The organism is Corallococcus sp. AS-1-6 (assembly GCF_020037015.1).
Classification (GTDB): Bacteria; Myxococcota; Myxococcia; order Myxococcales; family Myxococcaceae; genus Corallococcus.
Map to the genome: position 1 here is coordinate 183,039 of NZ_JAIQDE010000001.1, position 17,689 is coordinate 200,727.

Sequence of the window (17,689 nt, forward strand, 5' to 3'; positions counted from 1 at the left end):
CACGGAAGCGGCCCGGAGCCCCACGCCTGCCTGCCCGCGTGCGCGGCGGGGTGCGTCAGATGCCGCGCAGCACCGTGGCCTTGCCCACCCGGCCAATGGCCAGGATGTAGGCGGCCGTCCGCATGGAAACCTTCCGGGACCGTGCAATCTGCGCCACCCGGTCGTAGGCCTCCTTCATCGTCTTCTCCAGCTCCGCGTTGACGCGGTCCTCCTCCCAGGAGACGTGCTGGAGGTTCTGCACCCACTCCAGGTAGCTCACCGTCACGCCGCCCGCGCTGGCCAGGATGTCCGGCACCACGAAGATGCCGCGCTTCTCCAGGATGTCGTCCGCCTCCGGCTGGGTGGGGCCGTTGGCGCCCTCCACCACCAGGCGCGCGCGCACGCTGTTGGCGTTGTCGCGGGTGAGCACGTGGCCCAGGGCGGCGGGGATGAGCACCTCGCAGTCCGCCGCGAGCACGTCCTCGTTGGTGCACGGCGTGCCGCCGGAGAAGCCCGTGACGGTGCCGGTGCGCTTCACGTGCTCGAAGAGGGACGGCACGTCCAGGCCCATGGGGTTGTACATGCCGCCCAGCACGTCGGACGCGGCCACCACCACGCCGCCGTCACCCCAGATGAGCTGCGCGATGTGGCTGCCCACGTTGCCGAAGCCCTGGATGGCGAAGCGCGTGCCCTTCACCGGCATGCCCAAATCCCGCAGGATTTCCCGGCACACGTAGAGCAGGCCGCGCCCGGTGGCGGCCTCGCGGCCCTTGGAGCCGTACAGCTCCAGGGGCTTGCCCGTCACCACCGCCGGGGAGTGCCCGTGGTAGCGCGAGTACTGGTCCATCACCCAGGCCATCACCTGGGGGTTGGTGTTGACGTCCGGCGCGGGGATGTCCCGCGTGGGCCCGATGACGTCTTGAATCTGATCCACGAACTTGCGCGTGAGCCGCTCTACTTCCTTGAGGCTCATCTGCGACGGGTCGCACGCCACGCCGCCCTTGGCGCCGCCGTAGGGCACGTTCACCACGGCCGTCTTCCACGTCATCAGCGACGCGAGCGACACGCACTCGTCCTGGTCCAGGGCGGGGTGGTAGCGCAGGCCGCCCTTCATGGGGCCGCGGCTGTTGTCGTGCTGGATGCGGTAGCCCAGGAACGTGCGGATTTCACCGGAGTCCATCTCGATGGACACCTGCACCTTCACCTCGCGCAGGGGCGTGGCCAGGAGCGTTTCGATGGGCGTGCCCACGTCCATCACCCGCGCGGCCTTGCGGAAGTAGTAGTTGGTGCCGTCGACGGCGTTCATGGTGGGCTTCACTCCTGGGGACAGACGGAAACCTTAACAGAAGCGGTGCGCTACGATGGAGCGTCCATGCGCCCCCACTCCCCGGACGACAGCGACGCCGGTTCGTCCCTGCAGGGACTGGCGCGGCGGATCCGCACGTTGCGCGAGCGCCGGGGCCTCACCCAGGAGGACTTCGCCGCCCGGTGTGACATCTCCGTGAGCTTCGTGTCCCTGCTGGAGCGCGGCGAGCGCAACCCCAGCTACGACACGCTCCTCCAGGTCGCGGCCGCGCTGGAGCTGCCGCTGTGGGAGCTGTTCCGGCTGGAGGACGCGGAGGACGCGGGGGCTCATCGGCTGGTGGAGTGGGTGCGGCTGCGGAAGCTGGGGCGGGACGACGTGGACCGCCTGCTGGCCGTGGCGGAGGCGATGTTCAGCGGCGGGCCGGGCGCTCCGGTGCCTCCGGCGAAGGAGGCCCGCGCGGCCTGCGCTTCACCGGAGTGCGGCCGGCCCGTGCTGGCCCGGGGGCTGTGCGTGGCGCACTACCACCGGGCCCGCAGGAAGAAGGCGGCTCCAGGGCCTTGAGGGAGCCCTGAGCCCCCCAAGGCGCGGAAGCACTACTTGCGCTTGGCGCGCTCCACCTTGAGCGTCTTGCCCTCGCCGTGGGGCTTGCCGTGGGTGGCCTCGAAGCCCGCCACGTCCTCCTCCGCGACGAAGACGTACGCGTACGTGGGGCGCAGGTCGGTGCGCAGCACCTTGCCCGCCGGAGCGCCCGCGGCCTCCAGCGCGGCGGTGACGCCCGCCTCGTCCAGGCCCTCCTGGCGGCCCAGGCCCACCCACAGCCGCGCCTGGCCGGGCAGGTCCGGCAGCGCCTCGTGACGGGGGCGGCGCTCCTCACGCTGGCCGCGCGGACGGTGCCGCTCCAGCTTCAGCGGCTTGTCGTTGTGCGCCTTGCCGTTGAGCGACTCGAAGCCCGCGGCGTCACCTTCCGGCACGTAGACGTAGCCGTAGGTGGGGCGGGTGAGGGCCTTGATGACCTTGCCCGCGGGGGCGCCCAGGGCCTCCAGCGCGGCGGGCAGCTTCGCCTCGTCCATGCCGTCGTCCGCGCCCAGGTTCACCCAGAGCTTCACCTCGCCGGGGCCAGCGTCCGGGGACGGGGGCGGGCGGGTGCTGGTGGTGTCGCGCTCGCTGCGCGGCTTGCTCTTCTCCACGCGCAGCGTCTTGCCGCCGTGCTGCTTGCCGTTGAGCGCCTCGAAGCCCGCGGAGTCGTCCTCCGCCACGAAGACGTACGCGAACGTGGGGCGCAGCTCCGCGCGCACCAGCTTGCCCACCGGCGCGCCCGCCTCCTCCATGGCCGTGGCGATGCTGCCCGGCCCCAGGCCGTCCGCGGTGCCCAGGTTCACCCAGAGCTTCGTCTCGCCCGGGCCCGCCTCCAGCGCGGCGGAGCCGGCACCCCGGCGCTCGCCCCGCTCTTCACGGCGCTCGTCGCGGCGCGGACGGCGCTCGCGATCCGGGTGCTCGTCGCGGCGCGGACGCTCGGCGCGCTCGCCCCGCTCCTCGCGGCGGGGACGCTCCCGGTCGCGCTCGCGGTCCTTGCCCCGGCGCTCCACGGGCTTGCGCTCCGGCACCGGCTCGCGCTTCTCCGTCTCACCGGCGGCCTGGGCCTTCTCCATGCGCAGGCGGCTGAAGTAGTACTTGATGAGGAAGGCGATGAGGTCGTCCGCGTCCGGGCGCTGCTTGAGCTGCGAGGCCAGGGGCAGGAAGCCCTCGAAGATGCTGGACCCCATGCCCTCGCGCAGCTCGCGCACGTGGCGCTCGGTCCACAGGTGCATCGCCTCCTCGGGGGCGGGCATCTCGCGCATCTCGAACTTGATGCCGAACTTCTTCTCCAGCACGGTGAACGTCGCCAGCTCGCGCCCGGAGAAGAGGTTGATGGCCGTGCCCTTGTTGCCGATGCGGCCCGTGCGGCCCACGCGGTGCAGGTAGACGGCGGGGTCCTCCGGCAGGGAGTAGTTGATGACGTACTCCAGCCCGGAGATGTCGATGCCGCGCGCCGCGATGTCCGTGGCGACCATGAAGGCCACCTCGCCGCGCTTCACCTTGCCCATCACCCGCTCGCGCTCCTTCTGCGGCAGGTCTCCGTTGAGCAGCTCCGCGTCGAAGCCGTTGCGGTTGAGCACCGCGGTCACCAGCGCCGTGTCATCCCGCGTGTTGCAGAAGATGATGGCGTTGGAGGGCTCCTCCTTCTCCAGCACGTAGATGAGGTTGCGCGGCTTGGGGAACTGATCCGACACGTCGTAGCGGATGTGGTGGATGTGCTCCACCGTGAAGACGTCGCCGGACAAGAGCAGCGTCTCCGCGTTCGTCGTGTAGCGCGCGATGAGGTTCTGGATGTCCGTGGGGACGGTGGCGCTGAAGAGCAGCACCTGGCGCGTCTTCGGGAGGCGGTCGAGGATGCGCGTGACCTCCTCGTAGAAGCCCTGGTTCAACATCTCGTCGGCTTCGTCCAGCACCGCGTGGTCGCAGCCGTCCAGCTTGAGGTTGCCGCGGTTGATGTGGTCGAAGACGCGGCCCGGGGTGCCCACGATGATGGGCGTGCCCTCTTCCAGCGCGTCCTCCTGCTGCTTCATGGAGGCGCCGCCGTAGATGGCCGCCACCTTCACGCCCTTGTACTTGGCCAGGGTGGTGAGCTCCTCCGCCACCTGGAGCGCCAGTTCGCGCGTGGGGCAGAGGATGAGGGCGCGCACGCGCTTCTCGTCCGCGGGGATCTTCTCCAGCAGGGGCAGGCCGAAGGCGGCCGTCTTGCCCGTGCCCGTCTTGCTGCGGACGATGAGGTCCTTGCCCGCCATCGCGGGACCGAAGGCCTTGGCCTGGACGGGGGTGGGACTGGTGTAGCCGCGCTCCGCCAGTGCACGGCGGAGGGGCTCGGAGAGGTTCATTTCGTCGAAGCTGACGTCCGCGATGTATTCGGCGGGACGCGTCGAGGCTTCGTCAGGCGCCGGGGCTCCCGGCGTGGGCTCTTGGATGTCGCTCATCGGGCATGGGCATAGCCCCTGCATTACCCTCTGGCAACAATCGCGGCACTTTGGGGTATGGAGCGCGCATGGCGAATGGGAGGAAGAGAACCAATGGTCCGGCCGCCCCCCGGCCCCGCGCGAAGCGCCCCGCGGCCTCCGCCCGGCCGGGGAAGGCCCGGGAATCCGCGCCTGAGGCCCCGGAAGCCCCGGAGGAGGAGGTGGAGGAGGCCGCCCAGGACCCGGACGCCCTGGAGCCGGACCTGGCGGAGCTGAACGAGGCCGAGGCGGAAATCGAGGAGGTCCCCACCCCCGCCGCCCGGCCCGCGGCCCTGGTGCGCGCGGAGAGCACCAGCGCCCTCACCAACCGGGACCCCCTCCAGGCCTACATGGCCGAGGTGACGAAGCACCCCCTGCTCACCCGGGAGGAGGAGCACCGGCTGGCCAAGGAGTACCAGTCCACGGGGAACGTGCGGGCGGCCTACCGCCTGGTGGCCTCCAACCTGAGACTCGTGGTGAAACTGGCCCACGAGTACCACCGCAACCCCCTGTCCCTGCTGGACCTCGTGCAGGAGGGCAACATCGGGCTGATGCAGGCGGTGAAGAAGTACGACCCGGACCGGGGCGTGAAGCTGAGCTCCTACGCCGCCTGGTGGATCCGCGCGTACATCCTTCGCTACATCATGGACAACTGGAAGATGGTGAAGCTGGGGACCACGGAGGCCCAGCGGAAGCTCTTCTTCAAGCTGCGCCAGGAGCAGGAGAAGCTGGTCGCCCAGGGCTTCGAGGCCAGCCCGCGCCTGCTAGCGGAGCGGCTCAACGTCTCCGAGCAGGACGTGGTGGAGATGGACCAGCGGCTGGGGCACGACGAGGTGTCCATCGACGCGCCGCTGGGCAGCGACGAGGACTCGCGCGCCACCCGGGCGGACCGCTACCTGCCGTCCGGCGCGGTGCCCGCCGACGAGCGCCTGGGCGCCGAGGAGCTCAAGGCCCTCTTCCGGGAGAACCTGGCCGCCTTCGCCCAGACGCTGGAGGGCAAGGAGCGCTACATCTTCGAGCACCGCCTCACCGCGGACGAGCCGCTCACGCTCCAGGACATTGGCGACAAGTACGGCGTCAGCCGCGAGCGCGCCCGGCAGATCGAGGCGGCCCTCATCAACCGGATGCGCGAGTTCATGCGCGAACGCATCCCGGACTTCGACATGGTGGCGGTGCCCAAGGGCTGACGCTGGGGCGGGTGTGGGAGGGCGGGGCAGGGGAGGGGCGCGCTAGGATGGCGGCCTCCACACCCCGCTGCTCCCCGTCCGGGAGGTCCTCCCCATGCGTCACCTGCTTCGCGCGGCCCCGTTGTGGGCCCTGGCCGTGTCCGCCGTCCTCGTCACCGGCTGCGCCGGCCACCAGCGCGACAACTACATCCGAGACCGCGCGGCCACCGCCGCCTACGAGCAGCCGCTGGCGCAGTTGTGGCCGGAGGTGAAGGCCATCATGGATGAGCGCGGCTATTCGTGGCGCGAGCTGCCCAACCAGTTCGTGCTGGAGACGGAGTGGCTGGACTCCGGCGGCGGCACGCTGGGGCCCACGTCCTCCACGCGCTACCTCATCGAAGGCGTCGTCCTGGCGGATGGCCGGGCCGTGCTGCGCGCGCTGCGCACCGACCGCGTGCAGCAGGCCGTGGGCGTCAGCTACGCCACCGACAAGGGCACCGGCAGCGCGTCCACCGGCGGCCTGGCGGACGCCAACGGCGTGGGCCGCAGCGCCAGCGGCCTGGCCCCGGAGCAGAAGGCCAGCTACCGCGACCTGGACCTGGAGCTGGAGTTCTTCCGCAAGCTCAACCCGAAGGGCGCCACGGCCCTGGAGGCCGAGGCGTCCGCGAAGTACCCGTAGGGCCCTTCACGGACGCGGCGCGCCTCCCGGCTACTTCCAGGGCCGGGAGATGACGCAGGCGTTGATGCCGCCCACGCCCATGGACAGCTTGCCCGAGCAGCCCTGGGGCGCGGCCTCTTCCTTGTTGAAGACGAAGCGGCCGTGCACCTTGGCGATCTGCTTGTTGAGCTCCGGGGCGGAGAGCGGCGTGGGGTACACCTTGCCGGCCTCCGCGCCCAGGTACTGCGCGGTGAGTTCCCAGCCGCCGCCCGCGGACATGCCGTGGCCGAAGGTGCCCTTGCGCGCCGTAATCAAGACGGACTCCGGCAGCACGTCGCGCAGGTTCTGCACCTCCAGGAAGTCGCCCGGGGTGGCGGTGGCGTGCAGGTCCCAGGTGCCCACGTCCTGGGGCTGACAGCCGGCGGCGCCCAGCGCGTCGCGGATGGCCAGCGTGGGGCCTTCCTTGGACGGGGTGATGATGTGGTCCGCGTCCGCGGTGACGCCCACGGCCACGGGCTCCAGGCCCAGCGCCTTGAAGCCCTTCTGCGTGAAGTGCTCGTAGTCGCCCACCACCCACACCACCGCGCCTCCGGCGATGTGCGTGCCGCGCAGCGCGGTGAGGGGCTTGGACACGGCGGCGTCCGCGGAGATGACGCGCGCGTTGTAGAAGCCGCCCACCACCAGCGGGTTGGGCGCCGCGTCCGTCATGCCCAGCACCACGGCCTTCGCCTCACCCAGGCGGATGGCGTTCATGGCCAGCTTCAGGCCGTAGCCGAAGGACGAGCACGCGGCCACCGGCGCGAACGTCATGCCGGTGATCTGCCCCAGCATGGACACCTGGGACGCGGGCGTGTTGTGGATGTTCCACAGCACGTTGGAGGACACGGCGTTCCACGGCGGCTCGGGCGCGTTCCACTTCTTCTGCAGGCGCCCGTTGCGCGTGCGCTTCTCCTTGATGACGGAGAGCTTGGCGGACTCCACGTCGCCCTCGTCGGGCACGCCAATGGCTTCAATCTCGCGCAGCTCCTCCAGGTACTCGCGCAGCTCCGGCGAGCGGCCGGCCCAGAAGTGCCACCAGTCGTCCTCCGCCTTGTCGCGCTCCACCTCTTCGATGGTGGAGGGCTCCGGGGGCAGGCCGGGCAGGGGCTCGCGCGTCTCGCGCCACTGGCGCAGGGCGCCGTTGCGCTCCGGGGACGCCCAGAAGCGGTCCCACCGGCGCTGGGCGCGGTAGAGGTCCAGGGAGATGTGCTGGATGGTGGGCAGGTCGCCCAGGCCGGTGCCCACGTAGACGTGGGCCTTCGTGCCCAGCTCCTGGAGCTCCTTCTCGATGCCCGGGTTCTGCGCCAGCGACTGGATGAACGCGCCGATGGCGTACTGCGTGGGCTGCCCCATCTTCCGCTCCAACTGGGAGAAGCGGTTGGCGGGGAAGCGCGCGTCGATCCACGGCTTGTAGACCGCCAGGTCGAACTCGGGCGTGCCGACGAGGAAGTTGTCCGGACCGAAGCCGTTGAAGGGGGTCAGCCAGGTCTCGGATGACGCGAGGTTCCTGGCGAAGGCCTCGATGTTGGGGGAACGCGGGGCGACCACGCCCCAGCCGAAGATTCCGACTCTGCGCACGGGTGTTTCCTCCGCCGCCCGGGGGAAGGCTACAGCGGCTGGATCTTGAGGTTGTCGAAGTGGACGCGCGTCTGCCAGCCGGAGAACCCGAAGTACTGGTTCCGGGGGCCGTAGAGCGGGGACGCGTCCTGGAGGGTGAGGAAGGGCTTGCCGTCCACTTCCCACGACAGGAGTCCGTCCCGCCGGGTGATTCGGAAGTGGTAGCGCTGGCCGGGCACCACCGCGGCGCCGTCGCGCACGGCGCGGTCGTGGGTGTGCTCGTGCTGGCGCGCGATGATGGACTGGGTGTTCTTCCAGCCGCCGAAGATGAAGACGTAGCCGGTGGCGGTGTACTGCAGGCGCGGGTCACCCGCGTAGAAGGAGCGGCCGTCGCCCCACGCCTCCACCTTCATGTCGCCGTCCGGGCTGTCACCCCAGGCGTCGAACTCGATGACGGCGTTCTCCGGGATGGGCTTCTTCAGCCACACCGGGCGGTTGCCCACGTTCTGGACCACCAGGGCCCCGTCCTCCAGCTTCACGGCGGCGGGGTTCGTCACGTTCCACGCGTCACCCAGGGTGTCGCGGTTGAAGTCGTCCTCGGAGGGGCCCGGGGGCAGGGTGGGCTCCTGCTTCGCCACCAGGGTGGCGGGCAGGGAGTCCGGCGTGCCGATGCGCAGGTTGTCGAAGAACAACTGCGACTCCCAGCCGGACAGCCCCAGCCGGTCCTGCCCCCTGCCCTTCAGGGGGAAGGGGTCGTCCAGCTCCGCGACCGGTTGTCCGTCGATGGCCCACTTGAGCACGTTGCCGCGCCGCTCGATGCGCCAGTGGTACGTGCGGCCGGACTGGATGGGGGCGCCCACGCGGGACTCCACGCGCACCCGGGTGTCCTTCTTGAAGACGCCGGTGGCGACGAGGTCCGCGCCCTGGCCGCCGCCCTTCTCCGCGACGCGCGCGGCCCTGCGCTGGAGCGCCTCCAGGGCGGGGGCGTTGATGTCCTTCCGGGCGATGACGGACAGGCTGTTGTTCCACCCGCCCTGGACCAGCACGTAGCCGGAGGCCGGGTCGCGGCCGTTGCCGAACAGCTCCACGCGGATGTCGCCCTCGGGGTACTCGGGGCGCACGTCGAACTCCACCGCCACATCGTCCGGCAGCGCGGCCTGGAGCCACAGCGGGTTGTTCTTGGGCGCGGGGCCCAAGAGCTCCCCGTTCGTCACGCGCCAGTAGGCGCCGGTGGAGAAGAAGTCGCGCGAGACGACGGCCGGGTCGTTGAAGGGCTGCTCGTAGGGCACCTTGGCGGTGACGTCCGCCTGCCCCCGGAAGAGCGCGTAGTGGATGAGGGGGAGCTGGATGAAGGCGATGGCGCCCGCGAGGACGGCCCACCCCTTGCGGCTCAGGCCGGCGGGCTTGCGCCACCCTTCATGGGGCACGGCGGGCTGGGCGTCCGGGGACGGCGGGACGGAGGCCGCCGGGGGCGACCCTTCCTGCTTCTGCGTGTCCTTGTCCTTGCGGCTGGCCTGGCCCATCGATGCTCGAGGAAGGGGAGGGGGAAAGCCGGCGGAATCTACGCCCCGGCCCCCCCGGCGTAAAGGATTGCCGGGACAGGGGTCACTTGACCCCCCAGCGCTTCTCGAGCGCCTGCTGCTCCGCCAGCCGCTGCTTCTGCCGCTGCTTCTCCGCCTTCTGTTGATCCGACTCCTCCGGCGTGGGGCGCACGGCCAACTGGTAGACGCTGCCCGCCAGGGCGAAGAGGAGCGCGGCGATGATGACGCCCCAGGGGCGGCTGGCCACCGCCTCCACCACGCCGCCGAACTGGTGCAGCGCCGCGAGCGCGCCAATCACCAGCAGCCACCCGCCCACCACCGACGCGACGATGCCGCTCACCTGCCGGTGGAGGAAGGCGCCCACCAGGCCACCCACGATGAAGCCCGGCCCGAAGCCGAGCAGGAAGTCGCTGGGGCCGGCGATCTGCCCCGCGAGCAGCCCCAGCGGCACGCCCACGCCCACGAAGGTGATGGCGGGCGGGAAGAGGAAGCCCAGCGCCATCAGCGCCGCGGCCACCAGCGTGGGCAGGCGTGGATCCAGGTCCGCCCCCAGGTTGAGCCGCTGGGTGACGGCGCCCGTCCACACCAGGCCCAGCACCGCGCCCACCGGGCCCGCCACGGCGCGGAACAGCTTGCCGCCGCCCGCGAGCAGCAGCACCAGCCCCACGAGCGCGACCACGACGCCCACCCACATGGGCAGCAGCCGGTAGATGCCCACCCAGCCGGAGGGGTTGAAGGTCTGGTACGACTTGAGCGCCTGGAGGAAGCCTTCCATGGCGCGCCATCCTAGCGGCTGTGGCCGTCAGGAATAGCGGGTCACGGCGAGCCCCAGCAGCAGCGCCAGGATGACGGCGCCCAGGAGCGCGTACCCGTAGAGGGCGCGGGGCGTCCGCGTGGCGCGCAGCAGGTCTTCCGCGCGTTCGCGGTCCTCCGGGGAGGGGCTGCCCGCGAGGATGCGCTGGGCGTCCCGCCGGGCGCCTGCCACGTCACCGGCGTCCTTGCGGGCCCAGGCGGCGCGCACGTCTTCAGAGCCTGGAAGGGAACCCGGAACCGGGCCGGGTCCGCCGGACTCCGGGGGCGTCTGTCCGCCTTTCGCCATGGGGCGCGTCTATACCAGGGAATGCAGGCACCCGCCGACGGTATAAGCAGGTCCCCATGCCTGTGCGGTCCCTCTCCCGTCGAAACCTCCTGCTCGCCACGTCCGCGCTCGTCCCGCTGCTGTCCCGGCGTGCCGCCGCGTTCGGTGAGAAGAGCCGCTTCATCCCCGCCGTGGCCCGGCATGGGGGCCGCTGGGACGGCCGGCTGTCAGGGCTGCGCCGGCTGGCGTGGGAGCTGCAGCGGCGCACGTCCGTGGAGGTGATTCCGGACGCGCGCCCGTTCGCGCTGAACAGCCCGGACCTCTTCGAGTACCCGTTCCTCTACTTCGGCGGGGACGGGGCCTTCCCGCCGCTGAGTGACGCGGAGGTGTCCAACCTGCGCCGCTACCTGACGTACGGCGGCTTCGTTTTCGGGGACGCCAACGACGGCAGCGACGGGGACGGCTTCGACGCCAGCTTCCGCCGGGAGATGGCGCGCGTGCTGCCGCAGAGCCCGCTGAAGGAGGCGCCGGGGACGCACGTCGTCTTCAAGTCCTTCTTCCTGCTGGACGCGGCGCCGGGGCGGCTGTTGCACAAGCCGCTGCCGCTGGTGGCGAGCGTGGGCAAGCGCGCGGCGGTCATCTACTCGCAGAACGACGTGGCGGGCGCGTGGAGCCGCAGCGAGTCCGGCGACTACGAGTTCGACGTGTCCCCGGGCGGCGAGCCGCAGCGGGAGCTGGCCATCCGCCTGGGCATCAACCTGTGCATGTACGCGCTCTGCCTGGACTACAAGGACGACGCGGTGCACCTGCCCCTCATCCTCAACAAGCGGCGCTGAGAGGGCGTTTCCTCGCGCGAACGAACGCATGAACTCCCCGTCCTTCAACGCGTGGAAGCTCGTCAGCCTGTCGCCGCTGCCCGTCTGGGCGCTGGTGCTGCTGGGCGTGGGGCTGGCGCTGGGCATCGCGCTGGCGGCGTGGGGCGTGCGCCGCGAGCCGTCCCGGGGCCGCAAGCTGCTCCTGTGGGGCCTGCGCCTGGGCGCGGGCGTGGCGGCGCTCTTCTTCCTGCTGGAGCCGGGCATCCGGCACCTGCAGGTGGCGCGGATGAAGAACCGGGTGGCGGTGCTGGTGGACCGCTCGGCGTCCATGAACTTCCCGTCGGAGCCGGGCGGGCCCACGCGCAGCGCGCAGGTGGCGGCGTTCCTGGAGAAGGCGGCGCCCACGTTCGCGTCCTGGCAGGACCGCTTCACGGTGGAGGTGTACGGGGTGGATCCGGAGCTGACGCCGGTGACGGCCGCGCAGCTTGCCCAGGAGCCGGCGCGGGCGGGCACGACGGACCTGCTCGCGGCGCTGAGGTCCTCGGCGTCCGGAGGGCAGGGGTCGCGCAAGCTGTCCGGCGTGCTGCTGTTCAGCGACGGCGCGGACAACGCGGAGCTGAAGGCCGGGGTGGTGGGCCGGGCGCGTGCGGCGCTCACGGACCTGGGCGTGCCGGTGTCCACGTTCCTGGTGGGCCAGGAGGCGCTGAAGGACCTGTCCGTGGAGGGGCTGAAGGTGGACGACTTCGCCTTCGTGCGCAACTCGCTGACGGTGGAGGTGGAGATCCACGGCCGCGGCTTCGCCGGGCAGGACATCCCCGTCGTCCTGAGCCAGGAGGGCAAGACGGTGGCGAGCAAGCTGGTGAAGATGACCACGGGCGACGACGTGAAGCCGGTGTCCTTCACCTTCACGCCGGACCAGACGGGGCGGTTCGTCTACACGGTGACGGTGCCCACGTTCCCGGACGAGGCGGTGAGCGACAACAACAGCCGCTCGTTCACGCTGAAGGTGATTCGCGACCGCGTGCGCGTGCTTCTGGTGGTGGGCCGGCCGTCGTGGGACGAGCGCTTCCTGCGCGGGCTGCTCAAGCAGGACGCGAACGTGGACCTGGTGTCGTTCTACATCCTGCGCACGCTGTCGGACGACCCGGGCGTGTCGAACGAGCGGGAGCTGTCGCTCATCCCGTTCCCCATGGAGGAGATCTTCGACACGAAGCTGCACACGTTCGACGTCGTCATCTTCCAGAACTTCGGCTACTCGGACCCGTCGCTGTCCATCGCGGAGTACGAGCGCAACCTGGAGCGCTACATCCACGAGGGCGGCGCGTTCGTGATGATTGGCGGCGACAGCGTGCTGGGCGAGGGGCGCGCGTCCATGCCCACGCTGATGGAGGCGCTGCCGGTGGAGGCCGCGGGCCCCGCGAACGCGGAGCCGTTCAAGCCGCGCCTGACGCCGGAGGGTCTGCGGCATCCGGTGACGTCCATTGGCACGGGCGCGGCGAGCACGGAGGGCGCGTGGGGCGAACTGCTGCCCATCCCGGGCGCGAACCTGACGCGGGCGCGGCCGGGGGCGACGGTGCTGATGGACCACCCGTTCATGACGGTGGACGGGAAGAACGCGCCGCTCGTGTCGGTGTGGGACTACGGGCGGGGCCGGGCGATGGTGGTGGCGACGGACGCCACGTGGTCGTGGGCCTTCACTGCGCATCGGGACGGCTCCCCGAGCCGGGCGTATGACCGCTTCTGGGGCAACGCGCTGCGGTGGCTGGTGAGGGACCCGGACCTGACGACGCTGAAGGTGACGGCGGATCCTCCGTCGGTGGAGCCGGGGCGGCCGGTGGGCGTGGTGGTGCAGGCGCGGATGGCGGACTACCAGCCGGCGGAGGGCGCGCAGGTGCGGGTGGAGCTGTTCTCCGTGGCGACGCAGAAGCCGGTGGCGGTGCAGACGGGCGCGGCGGGGGCGGACGGCGTGGTGCGGCTGGAGTTCGCGCCGCCGGCGCCGGGGCCCTACAAGCTGCTCGCGTCCGCGAAGAAGGGCGAGACGGACCTGGGCAAGGGCGAGGACGCGGTGGCGGTGCGCGCGGTGGGCCCGGAGCTGTCGGACGCGTCGGTGCGGCCGGCGCTGATGGAGCAGATCGCCAGCGTCACGGAGGGCAAGGCGTACAAGCTGCCGCAGGACGGGATGCCGGACGTGCCGCTGTTGGATCCGCCGGTGGTGGAGGTGGGGCGCGCGAAGGACCAGCCGCTGTGGGACCGCTGGTACTACCTGGTGGCGCTCATCGCGCTCTTGGGCGCGGAGTGGTTCGCGCGGCGGCGCTTCGGGTACGTGTAGCGCCCGGTCCTGGTGAAGCGGGCCGATGCCTGCCGCGCAGGCATCGGCCGTGAGGCGGTGACTACTCCGCCTTCTCCACCACGCCGCAGGCGATGCGGCCACCGGCGTCGCCGGTCGGGTCGGTGCGGTAGTCGTCCAGCTTGGCGTGGACCATGACCGCGGAGCCGTCCTTGTCGAGCAGCGACTTCAGCTTCAGGTCGGCGATGAAGACGTCGAACTGCACCTTGCCGTCCTGGGGGACGTAGAGGTTCGGCAGGTCACCGGCGTGCTGGCCCTTGGGCGACAGCGCGCCGTGCTGCTTCTTCGTCGGGTTGAAGTGGCCGCCCGCCGTCTTGAAGTCCGGCGCCTCGCACTTGCCCGTCTCGTGGATGTGGAAGGCGTGCTCGCCCGCGGGCAGGTTCATCAGCGTGCCCTTCACCAGCACGCCCTTGGGCGCCTGCTCCATCGTCACCTCGCCCACGTCCTTGCCCTGGGCGTCCTTCAGCATCGCCTTCACCCTCTCGCCCTTCTTGAGGGCGGGCTTCGCGCCCGCGTCCGCGGGGGCCGGCGTCCCGGCGTCCTGGGCCAGGGCGGGCGTGGAGAGGAGGGCGGTGGCAACCAGCAGGGAACGGATCGTCATGTCTCGAAGACTCCAGGGATGGGGTGACCCAGCGGCGCGGGACACTACCCACCCGCCGCGTCCTTCGCTGGAGAATGTCCACTCCCGCATGCCTCCGGTGATGGGGAGTCATCACTCCGGCAGCGGGCCCTCCAGCGGTACCGGCACCACGCGGGACGCCCCGAACGCGGGCGCCCAGACGCGCTGCACCTGCGTCCCGTTCAGGAAGCGCATCACCGCGCGGAACGCCGCCTCCGGCCCTCCCAATCCTTCCGCCCAGGCGCTCCCCCGGGGCGACAGGTTCGGCACCAGCGGGCCCAGGGACTCGCGGGACCTGGCGCCCCGGGTGATGCCCAGGCCTTCGTCCCGCACGCGCTGGGGCACGTACAGCGGCGCGAACCGCGCGTGGCGGTGGTCGTGCACGCAGCCGGGCTCCTCCAGCAGCGCCGCGGACAGGGGCAGCTCGCGCACGTTGAACAGGAGCTTCACCGCCTCCTCGTGCGGATCATACGGGCCGCGCAGCCGGTGGTCCCCGCGCGGAATCAGCCGCCGGTCCAGGTAGCAGAACGCCTTCGCCTCCGGAGGCACCGCGCCCCGGTGCCTCGCGCCGCCGTAGCGGAAGAACGGGCGCACGTGGCTTGCGTCCACCTCCACCGCGGGCCCCAGCTTCAGCGCGCGCAGCTTGGGCAGCAGCGCGGGCTCCAGGCCGTGCTCCCGCGCGAAGTCCTCCAGCGTGTCCTGTGTCGCGGCGCGGAACGCCTCCAGGCGCGCGAGCAGCCGCTCCCGGTCCGCGTCCACCAGCAGCTCGTCGAAGCGCGTCTTCACCCCGGGCAGGCTCACCGGGATGAGCGTGGTGAGCAGCTCCCCCCGAGCCCGCCAGTCCGCGTCCAGCGCGGCGGCCTCCCGGGCGATGGGGGAGAGCCGCCACTCGGGCGCCTCGGGCGTGAAGCACTGGCCCACGCCCTTGCGCTCGTAGCGGGGAGCGGCGGTGGCCGCGCCGGACCGCGACGTCCACACCGTGATGCACGTGCGCACCTGCGTGCCCGTGAAGATGCCCGGGCCCAGGTCCACCACCTGGCGCAGGTGGAGCGCCTGCAGCAGCGCGTGGCGCAGCGGCGCGTAGATGAACGACTCCAGCAGGCTCGCGGGCGTGATGAAGGCCAGCACTCCCGGCCGGGCCGTCAGCCGCTTCATGGCCACGAGCAGGAAGAACGCGAAGTCGTCCCGGAGGCTGGTGCCCGGCGGCATCTCCAGCGGCACCAGGGCGCGCAGCCGCGCGTAGCAGGCCGCGTCCTTCAGCACGGCGGACGTGCCGTTGTAGGGCGGGTTGCCCACCCACAGCTCCGCGTGCCCCTCCGGCGTCTGCGCGAGCAGCGGCTCCAACCCACCCCTCAGCGCGTCCCCCACGCGCACGTCCGCGCCCGGCACGCGGGCCTGGCACAGGCGCGCGACGCCTTCATCCAGCTCCAGGCCGCACAGCCTCGCGTCCGGACGGTGCCTCGCGGCGGCGGCGAGGAAGGCCCCCGCGCCACAGGCCGGGTCCACCACCGTGAGCGGCCCGTCACCCAGGTGCGCCAGCGCGAGCGCCAGCGTGCGCTCCACGATGGGCGCGGGCGTGTAGAACGCGCCCACCGCCTTGCGGTCGATGCCGGGGAACCGGTGGACCAGCAGCTCCTCGTCCAGCTCGGGCGTGTCGATGGCGCGGGCCATGCCGGGCCATCCTAGACGGATTCACCCGGTGGGCCGCGAGGGGGCCCAGTCCAATGCCGTGCCGCAGCGTTTGCAATACGCCGCATCCAGGTCATGACCCTGTGCGCCACAGCCCGGACACGCCTGGGTATTCACGGGCTGACGCGTGGCGGCGGCGAGCTCCACCGACACGATGCCCGTGGGCACCGCGATGATGCCGTAGCCCATCACCATCAGGATGGACGCGAGGAACTGCCCCGTCACCGTCTTGGGCGTGATGTCCCCGAAGCCCACCGTCGTCATCGTCACGATGGCCCAGTACATGGAGCGGGGGATGCTGTCGAAGCCGTGCTCCTCGCCCTCCACCATGTACATGACCGCGCCCATGATGACGTCGATGCTCAGGACCGTGCCCAGGAAGACGATGATCTTCGGGCGGCTCGCGCGCAGCGCCGTGAGCAGCACCTCCGCCTGACCCAGCAGGTGCCCCAGCTTGAGGATGCGGAAGACGCGCAAGAGGCGCAGCACGCGGATGACCAGCAGCGTCTGCGCGCCGGGGAGCAGCACGCTCAGGAACGAGGGCAACAGCGCCATCAGGTCCACGATGCCGAAGAAGCTGCGCGCGTAGTGCAGCGGCTGGCGCACCGCGATGAGCCGCAGCACGTACTCCAGCGCGAAGAGCACCGTGAAGACCCACTCCGCGATGTGCAGCGCGCGGGCATGCACCGCGCGCACCTCCGCGACGCTCTCCAGCATCACCGCCGCCACGCTGAACACGATGGCCCACAGCAGGGCGATGTCGAACGCCCTCCCCGCCGGGGTGTCCGCTTCGAAGATGACCGTGTGCAGGCGGGCGCGGAGGCCGCTCGGGGGGCTCTGTTCGGAAGGGCGGTCCACAGGCCGCGCAGCTTAGGCGCAATCCCTCGCGGAACGTTCAACAGCGTCCCTGTCCCCTGGACCGGCGGCGGGCTTGGCGGGGACGGTCGCCGGCCCGACGTTTCCGGCGGCCCCTGTCCCTGGCGCGGAGCGGCTCCGGTGCATGATGCGAATCCTCGACGCCGTCCCCGTGCGGCTGCTCGCCCTGGTGGTGATGGGCCTGCTCTTCCTGTGCCTGGAGGTGGGCTACCGGCTCAGCCACCGGAAGCCGGGGCTCGGCGACGTGTCGGCGCTCCAGGCGTCGGTGCTCGGGCTGGTGGCGCTCCTGCTGGGCTTCTCCTTCTCCATGGCCGCGGAGCGGTACTCGCTGCGCCGCTCCCTCGTGGTGAAGGAGTCGAACGCCATCGGCACGCTCTACCTTCGCCTCGGTTACCTTCCGGAGCCCTCGCGCGGCGAGATGCGCGCCTGGATGCGCCGCTACACCGACCTCCGCCTGGAGGGGCACGAGGCCGCGAATGAACCGGACGTCTTCGCGAAGAAGCTCCAGGAGTCGGAGTCGCTCAAGGCACAGCTCTGGGCGCGGCTGGAGGCGCTGGCGCCCCGGATGGAGGCCCCCGTGCTCATCCTCGTCACCCAGGCGATGAACGACGTGTTCGACGTGGGCGACGAGCGCCTGGCGGCGGCCCACAACCTCATCCCGACCTCCATCTTCGGCCTGCTGCTGGTCGGGATGCTCGGCTCCGGCGTGCTCCTGGGCTACCAGCCGGCGGCGCACCTGCGCGGGTTCCTCTCCTGGGTCCTGTTCGTGGTCATCCTCACCGCCGTGACGTTCACCCTGCTGGACCTGGACTTCCCCACCCGAGGACGGATCCGCGTGGACCAGGAGCCGCTGCGCTCGCTCCAGAAGCAGTTGCACACCCACCCCTGACGCACGTCCAGGCAATCGGAGGGAGGGGTCGTCCGTTCAGGGGGCATGCGGACCCTGAAAGACACCGTCCCGCGCTCCCCACCGCGTACTTCTACCAGGGC

At 71.4% G+C, this 17,689-nt stretch carries 15 protein-coding genes; 6 read left to right on the plus strand and 9 right to left on the minus strand.

Annotated elements, in window-relative coordinates; genetic code table 11:
- Positions 1–55 precede the first annotated feature (55 nt).
- The gene (locus tag K8612_RS00795; protein ID WP_223740113.1) at positions 56–1,285 is read right to left on the minus strand and encodes a Glu/Leu/Phe/Val dehydrogenase; all 1,230 of its coding nucleotides are present in this window, start codon (positions 1,283–1,285) and stop codon (positions 56–58) included.
- Between the two features lie 66 nt (positions 1,286–1,351).
- Here K8612_RS00795 and K8612_RS00800 point away from each other — a divergent pair, with 66 nt between their 5' ends.
- Complete coding sequence (locus tag K8612_RS00800; RefSeq protein ID WP_223740112.1) at positions 1,352–1,846, plus strand: helix-turn-helix domain-containing protein; 495 nt, start codon at positions 1,352–1,354, stop codon at positions 1,844–1,846.
- Between the two features lie 32 nt (positions 1,847–1,878).
- Here the strand turns inward: K8612_RS00800 and K8612_RS00805 are convergent, their stop codons facing one another.
- Positions 1,879–4,296 (minus strand): DEAD/DEAH box helicase, encoded by a 2,418-nt coding sequence (locus K8612_RS00805; protein ID WP_223760929.1) that lies wholly within the window; start codon positions 4,294–4,296, stop codon positions 1,879–1,881.
- A gap of 68 nt (positions 4,297–4,364) precedes the next feature.
- Between K8612_RS00805 and K8612_RS00810 the strand changes: the two genes are divergently transcribed.
- Together K8612_RS00810 and K8612_RS00815 are read left to right on the plus strand one after the other, a co-directional pair.
- Positions 4,365–5,501: an RNA polymerase sigma factor RpoD/SigA gene (locus K8612_RS00810; protein ID WP_223760930.1), complete on the plus strand. Its 1,137-nt coding sequence runs from the start codon at positions 4,365–4,367 to the stop codon at positions 5,499–5,501.
- A gap of 94 nt (positions 5,502–5,595) precedes the next feature.
- Positions 5,596–6,159, plus strand: coding sequence for a hypothetical protein (locus K8612_RS00815; RefSeq protein WP_223740109.1), 564 nt, complete (start codon positions 5,596–5,598; stop codon positions 6,157–6,159).
- Positions 6,160–6,189: 30 nt separating this feature from the next.
- Here K8612_RS00815 and K8612_RS00820 read toward each other — a convergent pair whose 3' ends face one another.
- From K8612_RS00820 to K8612_RS00835, 4 genes are all read right to left on the minus strand, one after another.
- The gene (locus tag K8612_RS00820) at positions 6,190–7,755 is read right to left on the minus strand and encodes a beta-ketoacyl synthase N-terminal-like domain-containing protein (protein ID WP_223760931.1); all 1,566 of its coding nucleotides are present in this window, start codon (positions 7,753–7,755) and stop codon (positions 6,190–6,192) included.
- A 29-nt stretch (positions 7,756–7,784) separates the two neighbouring features.
- Positions 7,785–9,257, minus strand: a complete 1,473-nt coding sequence (locus tag K8612_RS00825; protein WP_223760932.1) for a hypothetical protein — start codon at positions 9,255–9,257, stop codon at positions 7,785–7,787.
- A gap of 82 nt (positions 9,258–9,339) precedes the next feature.
- The gene (locus tag K8612_RS00830) at positions 9,340–10,050 is read right to left on the minus strand and encodes a hypothetical protein (RefSeq protein ID WP_223760933.1); all 711 of its coding nucleotides are present in this window, start codon (positions 10,048–10,050) and stop codon (positions 9,340–9,342) included.
- 27 nt (positions 10,051–10,077) lie between these two features.
- Entirely contained in the window at positions 10,078–10,296 is a 219-nt protein-coding gene (locus K8612_RS00835; RefSeq protein ID WP_223760934.1) for a molecular chaperone DnaJ, read from the minus strand.
- A gap of 134 nt (positions 10,297–10,430) precedes the next feature.
- On the opposite strand from K8612_RS00835, the gene K8612_RS00840 reads away from it, so the two are divergent.
- Entirely contained in the window at positions 10,431–11,189 is a 759-nt protein-coding gene (locus K8612_RS00840) for a DUF4159 domain-containing protein (protein ID WP_223740104.1), read from the plus strand.
- A 28-nt stretch (positions 11,190–11,217) separates the two neighbouring features.
- On the plus strand, positions 11,218–13,497 hold the full coding sequence (locus K8612_RS00845; RefSeq protein WP_223760935.1) for a glutamine amidotransferase: 2,280 nt from the start codon (positions 11,218–11,220) through the stop codon (positions 13,495–13,497).
- 61 nt (positions 13,498–13,558) lie between these two features.
- Here K8612_RS00845 and K8612_RS00850 read toward each other — a convergent pair whose 3' ends face one another.
- The 3 genes from K8612_RS00850 to K8612_RS00860 form a co-directional block, all read right to left on the minus strand.
- Positions 13,559–14,116, minus strand: coding sequence for a superoxide dismutase family protein (locus K8612_RS00850; protein ID WP_223760936.1), 558 nt, complete (start codon positions 14,114–14,116; stop codon positions 13,559–13,561).
- A gap of 111 nt (positions 14,117–14,227) precedes the next feature.
- Positions 14,228–15,805, minus strand: coding sequence for an N-6 DNA methylase (locus K8612_RS00855; RefSeq protein ID WP_223760937.1), 1,578 nt, complete (start codon positions 15,803–15,805; stop codon positions 14,228–14,230).
- A 21-nt stretch (positions 15,806–15,826) separates the two neighbouring features.
- A complete protein-coding gene (locus K8612_RS00860; RefSeq protein ID WP_223740100.1) occupies positions 15,827–16,681 on the minus strand; it encodes an ion transporter in 855 nt (284 codons plus the stop codon).
- A gap of 142 nt (positions 16,682–16,823) precedes the next feature.
- Between K8612_RS00860 and K8612_RS00865 the strand changes: the two genes are divergently transcribed.
- Complete coding sequence (locus K8612_RS00865) at positions 16,824–17,588, plus strand: hypothetical protein (RefSeq protein ID WP_223760938.1); 765 nt, start codon at positions 16,824–16,826, stop codon at positions 17,586–17,588.
- Positions 17,589–17,689 lie beyond the last annotated feature (101 nt).